Origin of the sequence: Sulfitobacter sp. JL08 (genome assembly GCF_003352045.1) — a bacterium.
Classification (GTDB): Bacteria; Pseudomonadota; Alphaproteobacteria; order Rhodobacterales; family Rhodobacteraceae; genus JL08.
In genome coordinates, this window is the sequence record NZ_CP025815.1 from 2,273,734 (window position 1) to 2,287,768 (window position 14,035).

Sequence of the window (14,035 nt, forward strand, 5' to 3'; positions counted from 1 at the left end):
CTACAAGTAACATCCATTCCAGTCTTCAGAAAGAAGCTGGCTTTTAGATGGGCAGGCGCAAGAGAATTCGACGGGCATAGAACAAAGCGTGTCCTGACACTGCACCAATTGCGGAGCACTTGGAACAAAATATGGCCCATAATCAATGGCAGCAGAGTCTGCAAGGCGGTCATTAATACAGAGTGCAGCGAACGTCTGGTGCCGGTGAAAGCAGTCGTTTAGAACCAAAACTTCGAATTTCCGGTTGTGAACGGCTGCTTAACGCGACGAACCGGTCATCAGAGAAGAACAGTCGAATGACTGCATCGAGCCCATTCCGGAAGTGCTCCTGCTATGATACTCGCAGATGCAGCAAGCATGGTGTGAGATTGCGCCCTGGCGCTCAATTCAGATCTGTGTCTTGCCAATACTTCGTGCCAGAAGCATTTGCGTTAACGCGCCACCCCGTTTTGCTAAGCACAAAGAACGACCGCCCATCTGTGAATTTGACTTCAGTCGTCGTGCGTTCGTCTCCCTGCATCGCACCCGCATCTGCGGATGCATCATATCCATTTTCCACAAAGCGTTGGAAATCGACCGAGGTCTCGAACATGATGACGAACTGAGATTCAAAGCCGCCAATTCCGAATGCGGCCCCGGCACCTCCGGTCCCCATTTGCATGTATGTACGGGCACCTTCAGGGAGAGACACGGCCACACCGCGACCATATCCTGCCGAGAGAGGGAATATGGAGATCCGCCGCATATCGAAAGCGGCATATCCAGCACTGACTTCCAAGGCTCGGGCAGCCTCTGGATTTTCCGCAATTAGACGGGTGAGAACCTCATCTGCCATACGGTCGAGTTTTACTCTGGTCGCCGCCGGTGTTTCTTCATCTTTAACCAGTTCGCTGGTTGAATCTATAGCGTTGCCCGCTGCATCAACTCCTTTCTTGGCAACCTCACCGACCTTGCTCGCGCCTTTCTTCAGGTTGTCCATAAGGCCTTCAGCATGCGCGTGACCGGAACTCGTTACGAGCAAGAGAAGCAGGAGTATTTTCTTCACGATGTCATCGCCTTTTTTCTCAGAACGTGTTGGGTATGCCAACATTCATGGCTCTATAGTTTCGAAATTGCCATAACCGCGCCGTATCATCATACAGACGGACTTTTCGCCGGCCAACGGCTAAATGATGCTACAGCAGCGAAAGGCAGAAGTGTCCCGCAACTGAGACATTAGCCACCAGCGCAGCGAACGGCCGGTTTTCCGCATTGCGGCCATTGGTGCTTTGCGCCGCGAATGACGGCAGTGAGCCCAATGTAGACCAGTGCTGCATTACCCATGAATGTCCAGTTTACGTTCGATACACTCTTTCAGATATCGTGATCTCACACCGTAATCGGGTATCAATACCCAGAGAAAAAACATGATCTTGTGTCATGTCAGCGGTTCTTCAGCGTCTGCATGTTCCGCTGCCCAGTTGGTTGCATCCTCAACCGCAACAATCGAGGCCGTGGGCACCACGTTCACATAAGCATCTGTCTCGGAAACTGGAACCGCCTTGCTTTGGGACATTCGGTACAGCGCATAAAGCGTGATCGCCAAAAAGGTAAACCCAAGCACAATCCAGAATGCGAACGGACCGATGGTCTGCATGGCAAAGCCCGCGCCAAGCGGTCCGAGTATGGCGCCCAGTCCGAAGGTAAAGACGAGACCACCCGAGATCGCAGGCATATCCTCTGTCGGCACGTTGTCGTTGGTGTAAGCTAGCAGAAGCGCATAAAGCGGCGTTGTCATCCCGCCGGCAAAGAAGCCCGCGGCCATGATCGGGATCAGCGGATCGACCGGTAGCCATGCGGGTGGATTGTTCGCCATATAACCCAGCCCGCAGGCCACCGCGCCGAGGAATGCAGTACCGCATATGACCTTGCGACGATCGATCCTGTCAGACAGCCAGCCGATGGGCAGCTGCATCAGGATTGCGCCGCCGAACAACATCGCCACAAAGAGCGCGATCTGGTTTGCGCTCATGCCAATCTCACTACCGAAAACTGCGCCCATCCCCGATTGGCTGGCATAGATGCTGCCCAGTGTCCGTCGTCATATAAAATGGGACATCAGAGCGGCTTGAACATTGGAGGCTCTGGTTCGGTTGTGTGATTGATTATGCTGCTTGTTTTTGATGTTGCAAGCGGCGCTGTCGGATTGTCAGTTTCTTGATCTTCTCCCTGTCTCTCAGAATGGCTTTGTCCCGGCCAAAGTAGACGTCGGCGGGTGTGACGTTTTTCAGGCTCTCGTGGTAGCGCTGGTTATTGTAGTAGTCGACGAAGGCCCCGATCTGTCGCTCGAGATCACCGGGCAGGTAGTAATTCTCCAGCAGAACACGGTTCTTCATTGTCTGGTGCCAGCGTTCGATTTTGCCCTGGGTTTGCGGGTGGAATGGCGCCCCACGGATATGCGTCATTTTTTGACCTTCCAGCCATTCGGCCAAATCGCCAGAGATGTAACAGGAGCCATTATCGCTGAGCAGACGGGGTTTGTGTCGGACCACGGCCTGGTCGCAGCCTGATGCTGCCAGAGCCAACTCGATCGTGTCTGTTACGTCCTCAGCGCGCATATTTGTGCAAAGCTTCCAAGCGATGATGTAGCGGCTGTAGTCGTCGAGGATGGTGGACAGGTAATACCAGCCCCAGCCAATGATCTTGAAGTAGGTGAAGTCGGTCTGCCACATCTGGTTGATGGCGGTCGTTTTATCTTTGAACTGGTCTGCCGCTTTGATCACCACATAGTCTGGTGCCGTGATCAGATCTGCAGCTTTCAGAATGCGGTAAGTCGATGATTCAGAGACAAAATACCGATTCTCATCTGTATATTTAACCGCTAGCTCGCGCGTGGTCAGCGCCTCATGCTCCAGCGCAAACTCAATCAGGTCGTCACGGCGAGCATCGGGGATTCGGTTCCAGACCGACTTTGGACGCGGCGAACGATCTGCCAGGGCATCAAAGCCACCTTCGACATATCGGTCATACCACCGGTAAAATGTGGTGCGCGGGATGCCCAGCATATCAAGGGTCTTCTTGGTTGGCAGATGTGACCCTTCAACTGTGTGAATGATCTCCAGCTTCTCGGATGCGGGGTATCTCATTCCTCGTATCCCCCAGCCCCTGTCATGCTTTTTTTGAGCAGACGGTTTTCCAGAGTAAGGTCGGCCACGCACTCTTTCAGAGCCATGGCCTCTGATCGCAACTCCTTCACCTCAGGCGATGTCGCTTGACGCGCCGTGTCGCCAGACAGGCGACGTTTTCCAGCCTCAAGGAACTCCTTTGACCAAGTGTAATACAGGCTCTCAGAGATGCCCTCACGGCGACACAACGCCGAGATGCTTTCCTCTCCGCGTAATCCGGCCAAAACAATGCGGATCTTCTCCTCCGCCGAGTAGGTCTGGCGGGTCTTGCGGCGGATGTTTTTGACCAGCTTGTCAGCTGCGTCTTTCGATGTTCCGGGCTTCTTGTTCATCTTCGCTCCTTAAAGGCTACGATGAACCAGAAACCCTCCGTTGTTCAAATCCTCAAATCTGTCCCACAGGTGCTGACGTCAGACAGTGCCATACATATTGTCCGTGTTCAGCACGTCCGTGTATGTGCGCAACATCCGACGCGCGTACACGAGCGCCAAATACTCCTCAGAACCAACCTTGATCGTGATCTCACCATGCCTGCACACCAGCCGGTCGAGGCGGGATAACGCTGTTTTCCTATCCATCACAAACCCTCCCGCTGTTTGACCACACGGGCGGCACCCGACACGCAATGGTCCAAAATGTTGCGGCACTCTACATCAGTCATTTTCATCTCATTTCCTCCTCTGCGCAAGGTCAGCACCGATGGCGATCATGCGATCCACCAGTTGCTGCGTCGACAGGTCAGCCAGCGCGCGCACCTCCTTAAACATCCCAAACATGCTAAACTCTAAATATCTTGTTCAAAAAAATGCCTACAAATTTGTTTGCACCAAATGATTAAAGATAAGCGTGTAATCAGGCGTTGATGCAGGTCAAACCCAACTATTAAAGCATGATGAGAACAGTTCTGCATTCTGAAAATCGAAAAAAAATTCCAGCGCAGATAGGCCACGCTTCCACGGCCCTACCCAAAAGCTCGAGGGTGGGGGGCCTCGGCTCAGGGTTTTTTTGCGGTTTAGAACAATCCGGTCCTGATCTAGTCACTTGCTCGTGCGTTTAGTATTCGGTGGACGGACATTCGACTAACACCCATTCGCTCCGAAATCGCACTTGGCCCAAGGCCTTCATCGCGCAGGGCAGTCACCCGCTCCCGATCAATTCGACGCTTCCCGCCCTTGTAGACCCCCTTCTGTCGAGCTTTTGCAATGCCGTCAGCCTGTCGTTTGCGAATAAGGGCAAGTTCAAATTCGGCGAACGCACCCATCATGTGTAATTGAAGTTTTGCGAAGGGATCATCCCCGTTCGGCCCAAAGGTCAGACCTTCGGATAGGAACTTGATCCCTGCCCCTTTGCCGGTGATCTGCGTGACAATGTCTTGCAAGTCTCTGAAGTCACGAGCCAGACGATCAATTGACCAAACCAGAACCTCATCGCCAGTTCTTATGTAAGTAAGCATCTCGCGAAGCGCCGGGCGTTCCCGTTTGGAACCGCTCTCCTTTTCCTCAAAGACTTGATCGACCTCACCAAGGTCCTGGCGATCAAGCTTCTGGTCGTAGGATGAAACTCTGCGATACCCAATTCGTGCCAACTCAGAACTCCAATGTAACATTAAGGTCTAGAGTAGACATATCCGATGTAACATCAATACGCAATGGGCCCTGATGGTGCTCTCATATTGTAACATTTAGTTGCTACATCAGGGTGTACCCTGAAGTGACACCCAATACCGTGTCAACGGCAGAGCGCGTAAAACCCGCTCAGTGCCTATGCTATTAGGGGCTGTTGACGTTCGGGATTCCCAAATTACTTAACTTCTGATTCAAGGTTGCAAACAGAGGAGAGCAGCCTTGACCCGAAGAGTCCTGACCGATGCGCATTGGACAATCATCGAACCGTATTGTCTTGGAAAACCCACAGACCCGGGACAAACTGGGCGCGATCCTCGCCTGTTTGTGGAAGCCGTCCTTTGGATCGTTCGCACTGGGGCACAATGGCGCGAGTTGCCGGACGAATTCGGCAAGTGGAACTCTGTGTTCAAGCGGTTCCGCAGGTGGGTTAAGGCAGATATTTTCTATCATATGTTCAAAGTATTAGCCTCAGACGCCGACCTCGAATACGCCATGATCGATGGCACCATCGTCAAGGTTCACCGCTCTGGCCAAGGCGCAAAAGGGGGACTCTTTGCCAGGCCATCGGGCGCTCTCGCGGGGGGATAACCACGAAGATACTGGCGCTGACGGACGCGCTCGGCAACCTCGTCGATTTTTGCCTGATGCCCGGACAAGCCCATGATCTGCGCGAGACCGATACACTGATCCGAAATCTGTCTGCCGGGCACCTGCTGGCGGACAGGGCCTTTGATGCGGATTGGCTGCGCAATGACCTGCTGGATCGCGACATCACTCCGGTCATTCCGCCGAAGTCCAACCGGAAGTTCCCGGCGGAGTTCGACAAAGACACCTACAAATGGCGGCACCTGATCGAAAACTACTTTGGCAAACTGAAGGAAAACAGAGGGATAGCTATGCGCTCGTGCAAAACAGACCCCAGCTTCAAAGCATTCATCTCGATCGCCGCTACAATCATTCACATCAGGTGAACGTCAACAGCCCTTAGTCCAAGTATTCCCAAAAGGTAAGCATGGAAGAATTTGCGCACTTCGTATTCGAAGGTCGCTACTACGTCGTGGCGTTCGAAAATAATCGAAAATTTCTGGTTTGGACTGAAATCCCTGATGGTTTTCATTGGGGAAAAACCATCAAATCAACTCAGTTGGTCGGCAACACAAAGAACCCAACCAAACTGGCGCGACTTGTTTGGATGGTTATTCAAAACCGTGCTGCCCTGATCGAATGCCCATTTGAATAAATTTCGTCATAAGCCAATCCTTGTGAAGCTCATTACCCTCGCAGTTGCGGCCCAAGTGTATTCGCAATTTCAGTAGCGTCGAAAACATTGGCAGGTGCTGACGATGGCTTCTTGCCTTTAAACATTTGGATGATGGCGTCGACGCGCGGCTTCGAAAAACTGTTCGTTTGAAAGTTGCCAGTATACGAGTTGTATGTCGTGTTTGAACCCGCCTTCGCATATTGATCTTGGCTGACTATTTGGAAATGTCCGTAACCCTGCTGCAGAGTTGTTTCAGCCGCTTTAAGAAGCGCAAATTGATAGGCTGTAGATCGGTTGGTGTAGGCATTTGTCTTCACCGAAATCTGCGCTGTCCCGGGCGCTATCATCGTCGCCTCAACACCGCCAGCTAGCCCCGTCTCTTGGTATGGCGTTGAACACGCGGCGAGTATCGCGAGTGTAGACAGCACTAAGATGAATTTCATGGTTTTCCTGTCCTTTACTTCATAAGCGACTGAGGCATTATTTCTAACCCCCACTTGGAATTATTCTTTTAGAATGTTGGTCCGTATTTTTAACTCTGGCACTGGCTGCGTCATCGATCCTGATCAACTCAACAGCTCGGCTTCAAATATCTCAGAAAAATATCGAGAAAATTTGAGCATGTGTTTCTGAATAGAATAGGCTAGCCCCAAACTAGTCAAGCTCTGTTGTAAGCTTGACGTATCAGGACGCTTTCTGTTGTGACTTTCTTTTACGGCGAGCCATAAAGCCAAGACCGCCTATGCCAGCCAGAAGCATCGGCACGGCAGCCGGTAGAGGAACTGCAGACAGGCCATCGGGACGCCACGGTTCACACTTCGGGGGTGTGTAATTGCTAGGTATGCAGCCGGGAGGAGGAGGGCCGAGAATATCCAATATTACACTGTCCGAGGCCCAACTGTATTCATAGCGACCTCTAACAAGTCCGAGACCATCGAAACTTGTTCCCTCGTAAACGGCTGTTCCAAAGATTTCCTCCCCAGTTGAGTATCCCAACGGCACGTACAAGGCGTCACCATCGCCAACCGCCAACCCTGTGGACCTTAAGAAAATGCCGCTACCCGATCCGAAGTCCGCTATTCTAGCTCCCCCTGGACCGAAGAATTCAGGAGATGATGTCAGACCATAATAGACGTCAGCATTTGCGATTCCGCCTCCAACAGGTCCGGTCCCAATTTCTCCCGTGCTTGGGTTTATTACAGCCCCCAACCGTCCGCCATCGGAGTAGTAAGTCAAACCCGCTAAATCCAATACACCGGATGAAGTTACGACCACGTCTCCCGATACTTCCTGAAAACTGAACACGACTGACGCTTGTAGTGGAGCGACGGCTATCGCATACATACTGACCGCTGTTGCCGCCAAAATCCTACTCATCATAAAATTATTCCCCCACATCAAAATAATACACCCAGATCAGACACACATACATTGTAATTTTTAGCCAGCATTGATCCACATCAACTCAAAAGGTCGGTCTCAATTTCTCAAGTAAATCAATTCGTTACATCCAGTGAAAAATTACCGAGAAAATTTGGGCATGTCATTCAGAATAGAACAGGTACTCCTATCAAACAGGATCTGATCCATTTGAAGTATCAAGGACGCAAAATCTAAGAAACTAATTAGCTGGTGGGCTTCTGTCCGACTTTTGGCCTCTGCAATTTCCCGCTGCCTTTCGAGCGGAATGACGACTGGGTTGGAAACGTTCAATGCTATATACCCGCATCATGACGGTTCAACTCAAACGCGGCGGAACGAAACTCACAGCGATCCCCACCCACGCAATTTGGTTGGAATGTGCCTGTGGACGGTCCGCATCGGTTCGTGTGGCTGCATTACTGTTCTCAGACAAACCGCCAAAGACTGTTGCCGATGTCGTGGCCCGTGTCCGGTGCAGCCGATGTGGCGTGAAGGGTGCCAAGGATTTCCGCATTGTCTATCAGCCATCGAACGACGGCGCTTGGAATGCAATGCAGGGCGCGGAACAGCGCAAGGATTGATCGAGAATTATGGCGGTAAAAGTTACAATAGGCTTGATGTCTTGCTCTTTTTGACCACCCACTTGAAAGTTGGGAGGAAAACTATCAGGCCCCGTGGAGATAAGCTACTCGTTGTCTCCGCTCGTTCGGTAGTCATTCCAACTTAATCGGGCGTTTTGGCCTTACGTCTAGGGGGAAAAATGAGCCTGAATGCAAATTTCATAGATGGTTAAGGGACTGGAATGAAAAACCGGTTGCTAGCGGTATCAAGCGCAGTTTTATTGGCTTTCGGTTACACATCGTCAAGCGCTCAAGAAGGCCCCACAGAGCCAGCGTATCTATACACGGCAGAAGTCACAAATGTTGTGGATGGTGATACGATTGACGTGGATATCGATTTGGGATTTTACATTATGCTCAAAAATCAGCGCATAAGGCTGGTTGGTATTGATGCTCCTGAAAAAAGGGGGGAGTCTCGTGTAGCCGGCAAGGCAGCTACTGTTTTTCTGCGCGATCTTATCGATGGTAAATCAATTATACTCAAAACAAAAAAGGGTCGCGACGACGCTGACAGAAGTGACTCGTTCGGTCGTTGGCTGGGCGTTGTCTATTTAGATGGGATAGACATAAATCAGGCACTTATAGACGCTGGGCACGCAGTTGAAGACATTCGGGACTAGACCTGCGCTTCTCAGGATATTCTTTGGACCGGTTCTGATTTCGAGATCGTGAGCGAACGTTATTTCGAGATCGAAAAATCTAGCTACTGTTCAATTGAATATTGAAATAAAAACGATCTCCATTGGTCAGATCGTCCATCTCGCAGCGTTTGCTGCGGACTTAAGTCGTGACCTAGCATCAGTGCGCCCTCAATGTGAGAATGATGTATTCCGCAACAACAGGAGAAAGTCTATAGCCCTGCCAACCCAGCCCACTGCCGTTACAAACCTGTTAGTGCTTAGGAACGAGTGCTGCCAGTTGGCGCAGTTGGTCCGAACCTTCTCCTCTGCCATCTCCCCTTGGCACTGCCACCACAACTTGCTGATCTAGGGACACAGCTACTGCCCGACCGAAGGCACGTTCGTGTGCAACCGCTAATAATTTGATCTGTTCCATGGGCGAAAGCCATCCCGCAGGCCCCCAGGCGGCATCATCGTCAAGCAGGTCACTCATGCGTCGCACGGCGACTTCACCACCTGCCCGAAGGGCTTCCCGAACCTCTGGTGACATGACGGGGCGACCTCGCGGGTTGCCCGATTGGCCTTTCTTGAACCGCATGACGATCTCCTGTTACGACCCTGTTAGCAATCCTACGTGCGCGAGGGCGTGGTCTGTGCGTCTATATTGTTCCGCCCCCGCCAATGTAAGCGGCGGAGGGGCGCGTTTCTAGTTTTTTCTTATGTATTACATATAGTTAGCGAAATATAGCGCGGCGTCTGAAGGGGCGAACTAGCTTAAAGGGGCAAAATTTTGGCGAAAGGCACGGGTGTCACGCCGACGCTGGGTTTGGCTGGTCATTGCACACCCCCAAACCGCTGATTTGTCCTCATGCGAGGACAAAACGCCCGTGTAAATGCAGAAAATACGGAAAATGAGGGTGTTTTGGGGGTGAAGTACCATAACACGTGACGCGCAGAGCGTCTTATGTCGTAGCCGTTGGAAGACGAAGACGTTATGTGTCTACCCTTCGCGTAGAATACTATATCAAGTATTTTCTTAATTTTCTGCATTTTCCGTTCGATTACCGAGCGCATAAAAAGCCCCCCAGCTTCTCAACCTGCTCAGGCAGGCTGGCAAACCAGACCTTGCGATCCTGTCCGTTTCCTCCGTCATCTTCAAACACGGCCACCTCACGCAGGCGGCTCCACATCCGCTTGGGTTGGGTGTCGTTATAGCCTTCGCCTTGCGTCTTTCGCGCCCATTCTAAGAACGCGTCTCTGAAGGACCGGCGTGACACCCGCAGACCACCATCAGCCCACGTGTGTTCTGCTACCTTTGCCCAACCCTCAAACGTTGTGGGCGTATCTGGGCGTATGGGAAACAGGCCCTCTTCAACCACTTCAGCCCAGAAACGGTGGATGCCGTGCAGGGAGAGTTCGCGCTGCTTGATGGTATCATCGGTCAACGGGCGGTCATGTTCGGGGTCGAACGCGCTGACATCGCGCTTCAGCATCTTGTCGAGAAAGTGTGCCGCCCCGTCGCCTTGGATGTGACCGGCAAGTGCCTCAAAATACGCGCGGTCGCCCCGGCGGTCGTCGTTACAACGCTGCACGATGTATCGGCGCTCTTTAACCTCCACATCCAGTGCGTGTTCTTCGTTCGTGGCGGCGACAATGCCCAGCGCTGACAGCACGGTAATCGTGTCTACGCCCTTTGCCTCGAGCAGGATTGTCTTGCCCGTGACGCGGCGTTTCAGCTTCTGTGCGCCACGACGGTCGCCGACGAAGAAACATTCATCCGCGAAAACGTAACAGGCATCCATCAGGTGCTTGTTGAACTTGCCGATCAACTGGCTGCTGTCTTCGATCACAACGCCATGCTGCCCGAAAATACGCATCATCAGATCATCGAAGATAATGCCCTTCCCAGCGCCCTGAGCGCTGATCAGGATGGGCATGGTTCCCATTACGCGCTCGGGCTGCTGTACCTTTAGCGCGATCCAGTCCAGGTTATACTCATACGTCTGCACATCACCGGCACAGATCACGTCGCGGATGTGGTTCAGGATCAGGTCGCATGGCCCCTCCTTCGGCTTGACACCGTAACCACGCCACAGGTTCAGGTATCCGTCAGGCACCGGGCCGTTGGGCGCGAGGATCGTGCCGCGGTACCAGCTGCGCTCGGGGTGAACCAGCCATGCCTCACCCGCCGGTATCGGGCCGTCCGGCCCCTGCGCCACGACATTGGCGACCAGCGTTGAGAAGTCATGCGTGGTCAGCAGGTTCAACACCTCTCGCATCTCATCATCCCCGCCCTCATCCTTGCGGCCTGTGGGTTCTTTGACCCAATGTCCGATGCGAACCTTGCTGCCAGCCTCGATGACGAAGAACTCCATGTTCAGTTCCGCCACTAGGGTCGACAGGGCGCTCGACACCGCCGCCTTCTCGTCTGCCTTCTCGTCGGCGTCACGGACCTTGATCAATCGGCGCAGCGCGGTCTCAAGCACCTTCTTGGTCACCGGGTTTCCCGCCGCGGTGCATTCCTTCTTTAGTGCGTCCAACTCGCGCCCCTGCTCGAAGATCGACATCTCGGCAATCTCTGCCAGACGTCCCTGTATTTCTTTCGCCTTCATATTTTTGCCTCCTTCATTCGCGCGATCCGATCCTCACGGCTCTCTTCCATCCGTGTCGGTCGCTTAATTGTTAGTGTGTGTCGAAAGTCCGCCGCCTTCGCGGTGTAGAGATCGCGATACTCGGCGTCCTTGCCGAGGACGAAGACCCGCCCCGACCCGTGGGCTTGGCTCACTAGCCGCCGGGTTGTCGGGTAGATGATCCCCGTGACCGCGCCGCCCCGGTAATCCGGTTCCAGCGGGTCGCGACAGGTCATGTTGCGGTATCGGCCCGGATGGGCGAGAATTTCGCCCACGCTCACCGCCTGCCCGTTGGACAGGTGGATCACAAAGCTTATGGGCAGGACGGGCCGATCCGCATCCGCCACCCGCATCAGGGCGGCCTTGCGCCCCGCCGCACGCAGTTCGGCGCCCTTGCGGCGCACACGATCCGGCGTGGCACCATCGCCCAGAGCCTGCGTGGCTTCGACCTCGATCCGACCATCAGCCCACACGGATCGGGTCGCCATGGCATCGTCGTGCGTGTCGGCTTTGGCCTGCTCCACGAGCACCAGATATTCGGCCTCGTCCGCCGCAGTCAGATCAGGCAACAGGGCGCGTGTGTCGACGAGTGATAGGCCCTCGCTGATCAGAAAGGCATCCGGCCTGCGCTGCACCAGGCCCCGCCCACAGACCGCTCCTGCGGCGTAGTCGATGCGGCTGGCCTGATACATGCAGGGGTCGGTCGTCGCCCTCATAAGCTGTGAGCCAGACCCACTGACGAGGATGTATCCGTGATCTGCTAGCCAGAACCGTTTCAGCAGGACATCGGCTGCGCGGGGGATGTCGGCGGCCTCCTCGACGGCCAGATAGATACGCTGCCCCTTCAAGCCGACCAGCATGTCGCCAGTCTCGGCGTCGTAGATGTAACTGGACGATGAGCAGCCCCAGGCCACGTCATGGTCGGCGATGCCCGGCACGACGGCCTTTAGCTGATCCCAGAACGCGTCTCGGGACAGCACGGCGTGGCCTTCACGAGGATCGTAGTCCATCGCGAAGATGCCAGCGCCGTCAGGCCACCTGAAATGATCCTCGGATCGGGTGACCTGTTCGCCGCCCTGGAAATCGTTCTTGGTCGTGAGCACGACGCCCTCCTCCGCATCGATCAGCGGGACGCCGTAGGTCAGGACATCACGCCCGGCGCGGAGTTCGGTGTTCAGGACCGAGACAAAGTCCGCCAGATCGGTGGCCTGATCGATGAAGGCGCGGCCCTCGCCGATCCAGCCGACCGTCTCCTTCACCAATTCCCCGGAGCGGCGGCGATAATGTTTGCCGCCGGTGCGCGGGTTTTCCAGCGCTATCCGGGTGTAGGTGAGCGGCGGATTATTGCGGGTCATGGCTTTTCTCCCAGTTCGGTGTTGCGAGGGGGGCGTGTGTTTCCGTGCGTTGTGGGGATCGCTGATCGGCCAGATAACGGCGGAGAAGCCTCTCTGTCGCACGGAGCGCGGAACCCGGTCGTCTGGGCGTGGTCGCGCAGATCACATCAGGCGGGGTGTCCCCGACCAAGCGGAAGTTGCGACCAGTGATCACCAGTTCACGATCATACCGCCGGGCTAGGCGCTGGAGTTCCCGATGCCACTTAGCCATCGGATAACTCCGTCAGGATCGTACCGTCGTCCAGCTTGGCAGTGATCTGGATTTCAATCCGGTCATTGGAAATGAAGCTGTTACATGCGGCTTCATGGCGGCGGTGCGCCTCGTCCCGTAATTCGGGCAGGAGCGACGCAAGCTGTTGGCGGATTTCTGGTAGGGTCATTACTTCGGTCCTTCAAATTTACGGACCGGCGAGATGCTGTGCTAATGAGAAGCCCATCTTCAGGATGCTCGTCGGCACCGCATAAACTCGCCGATCCGAGTTTCAGCGCCGCCTTTAGTGGGCGGCGTTTCTCGTTCTCAGGCGGCTTTGGTTTCTTGGTGTGCCTCGATTGCCTTGGGCAGGAGTGCCTGCACGCTTTGTACGAACGGCACCGGCAGGTCGGCGAGGCAGACACCCCTCAGCTGCTCATCATCCAGCTTCGCCAGCAGCGCGGCGAAGACATGGATCGGCATGGGCTGACGTTTACCCGCGATGACGGGTATCGGGATCGGTAGTTTCTCAAGGGATCGTGGGGTGGTCTCGTAGCAATATTGCGAGAAGGTCGCGGCGTGGGCTGCGAGGGTTGCGTAGGCAGGGGCCGGGTCCAGCCCGTAGACGCGCTCGGTGGTCTTCATGGTCGTCTCCATCAGTGTTGATGGAAACGCAATCTAACCACATATTTCCGACCGATGACGTTCTAGCGGCGCTAGGACTTCAGTTTCTTCGAGAGCCAGTCGCGGATCGTCAGAGCGGACGGAATGCCCTCGCCGTCCATCCTCGCGGCAACCTGTGTCGCCACGGCTGTCAGCGACAAATCGGGCCGACGCCCATACAGGTTCAGCCCCGCCCTCATGGCCTCGTCCTTGCGGGGGTGCTGCCTCGAGGGTCGGGGCTTTCTGGCGTTGGTGGCGGCACGCTCGGCAGTCTCTTTCCCCGCCTGCTCGTATCCGGCCAGCATGCCGCTGACCTCGGCATGTTTCCAGTCGCCGCCGTCAATGTGCAAGAGGACGAAGCGTTGCCACTCCTCCCAACTCATTGCGTTGATTTCTTCCTGTGTTGGCGGGTTTTTGACCATGGGACGATGCGGCCTCTTCATCTC

The 14,035-nt window shown here is 54.5% G+C and carries 15 protein-coding genes and 1 pseudogene; 4 read left to right on the plus strand and 12 right to left on the minus strand.

Translation table 11 applies throughout. The annotated features are described in order from the left end of the window. Positions 1-382: 382 nt before the first annotated feature. The 4 genes and pseudogenes from C1J05_RS11190 to C1J05_RS11205 form a co-directional block, all read right to left on the minus strand. On the minus strand, positions 383-1,090 hold the full coding sequence (locus C1J05_RS11190) for a hypothetical protein (protein WP_205388906.1): 708 nt from the start codon (positions 1,088-1,090) through the stop codon (positions 383-385). A 327-nt stretch (positions 1,091-1,417) separates the two neighbouring features. After that, positions 1,418-2,071, minus strand: a pseudogene (locus tag C1J05_RS11195) (MFS transporter); the annotation flags it as partial. A 73-nt stretch (positions 2,072-2,144) separates the two neighbouring features. Beyond that, positions 2,145-3,496, minus strand: a protein-coding gene (locus tag C1J05_RS11200; protein WP_441351665.1) for an IS3 family transposase whose coding sequence is annotated in 2 segments (ribosomal slippage) — positions 2,145-3,158 and positions 3,161-3,496 — 1,350 coding nt in all. Because the reading frame shifts where the segments join, the coding sequence is not laid out codon by codon here. 701 nt (positions 3,497-4,197) lie between these two features. After that, positions 4,198-4,749 (minus strand): recombinase family protein, encoded by a 552-nt coding sequence (locus C1J05_RS11205; protein ID WP_114872281.1) that lies wholly within the window; start codon positions 4,747-4,749, stop codon positions 4,198-4,200. A gap of 259 nt (positions 4,750-5,008) precedes the next feature. Here C1J05_RS11205 and C1J05_RS11210 point away from each other — a divergent pair. Together C1J05_RS11210 and C1J05_RS11215 are read left to right on the plus strand one after the other, a co-directional pair. Next, positions 5,009-5,760, plus strand: a protein-coding gene (locus C1J05_RS11210) for an IS5 family transposase (RefSeq protein WP_205388907.1) whose coding sequence is annotated in 2 segments (ribosomal slippage) — positions 5,009-5,342 and positions 5,342-5,760 — 753 coding nt in all. Because the reading frame shifts where the segments join, the coding sequence is not laid out codon by codon here. A gap of 41 nt (positions 5,761-5,801) precedes the next feature. After that, entirely contained in the window at positions 5,802-6,029 is a 228-nt protein-coding gene (locus C1J05_RS11215) for a hypothetical protein (protein WP_114870319.1), read from the plus strand. Positions 6,030-6,061: 32 nt separating this feature from the next. On the opposite strand, the gene C1J05_RS11220 is transcribed toward C1J05_RS11215, so the two are convergent. Continuing rightward, the gene (locus C1J05_RS11220; RefSeq protein ID WP_162798009.1) at positions 6,062-6,493 is read right to left on the minus strand and encodes a CC0125/CC1285 family lipoprotein; all 432 of its coding nucleotides are present in this window, start codon (positions 6,491-6,493) and stop codon (positions 6,062-6,064) included. A gap of 241 nt (positions 6,494-6,734) precedes the next feature. Then, entirely contained in the window at positions 6,735-7,448 is a 714-nt protein-coding gene (locus C1J05_RS22145; RefSeq protein WP_114870321.1) for a VPLPA-CTERM sorting domain-containing protein, read from the minus strand. Positions 7,449-7,762: 314 nt separating this feature from the next. Here C1J05_RS22145 and C1J05_RS11235 point away from each other — a divergent pair, with 314 nt between their 5' ends. Both C1J05_RS11235 and C1J05_RS11240 read left to right on the plus strand, forming a co-directional pair. Then, positions 7,763-8,053: a hypothetical protein gene (locus C1J05_RS11235; RefSeq protein WP_114870323.1), complete on the plus strand. Its 291-nt coding sequence runs from the start codon at positions 7,763-7,765 to the stop codon at positions 8,051-8,053. A 221-nt stretch (positions 8,054-8,274) separates the two neighbouring features. Continuing rightward, the gene (locus tag C1J05_RS11240; protein WP_114870324.1) at positions 8,275-8,712 is read left to right on the plus strand and encodes a thermonuclease family protein; all 438 of its coding nucleotides are present in this window, start codon (positions 8,275-8,277) and stop codon (positions 8,710-8,712) included. Positions 8,713-8,983: 271 nt separating this feature from the next. Here the strand turns inward: C1J05_RS11240 and C1J05_RS22150 are convergent, their stop codons facing one another. The 6 genes from C1J05_RS22150 to C1J05_RS11265 all read right to left on the minus strand — a co-directional run bounded on the left by C1J05_RS22150 (position 8,984) and on the right by C1J05_RS11265 (position 14,011). Further along, complete coding sequence (locus C1J05_RS22150) at positions 8,984-9,310, minus strand: DUF5681 domain-containing protein (protein ID WP_114870325.1); 327 nt, start codon at positions 9,308-9,310, stop codon at positions 8,984-8,986. A gap of 463 nt (positions 9,311-9,773) precedes the next feature. After that, entirely contained in the window at positions 9,774-11,324 is a 1,551-nt protein-coding gene (locus tag C1J05_RS11250; protein ID WP_114870326.1) for a DUF5906 domain-containing protein, read from the minus strand. Then, positions 11,321-12,697: a hypothetical protein gene (locus C1J05_RS11255; protein ID WP_114870327.1), complete on the minus strand. Its 1,377-nt coding sequence runs from the start codon at positions 12,695-12,697 to the stop codon at positions 11,321-11,323. Before C1J05_RS11255 ends, C1J05_RS11250 begins: the two co-directional genes overlap by 4 nt. 242 nt (positions 12,698-12,939) lie before the next feature. Continuing rightward, complete coding sequence (locus C1J05_RS21430; protein ID WP_162798012.1) at positions 12,940-13,116, minus strand: hypothetical protein; 177 nt, start codon at positions 13,114-13,116, stop codon at positions 12,940-12,942. 137 nt (positions 13,117-13,253) lie between these two features. Further along, a complete protein-coding gene (locus C1J05_RS11260) occupies positions 13,254-13,571 on the minus strand; it encodes a hypothetical protein (RefSeq protein ID WP_162798013.1) in 318 nt (105 codons plus the stop codon). Positions 13,572-13,642: 71 nt separating this feature from the next. Beyond that, positions 13,643-14,011, minus strand: a complete 369-nt coding sequence (locus C1J05_RS11265) for a hypothetical protein (protein WP_162798014.1) — start codon at positions 14,009-14,011, stop codon at positions 13,643-13,645. Positions 14,012-14,035: the final 24 nt, after the last annotated feature.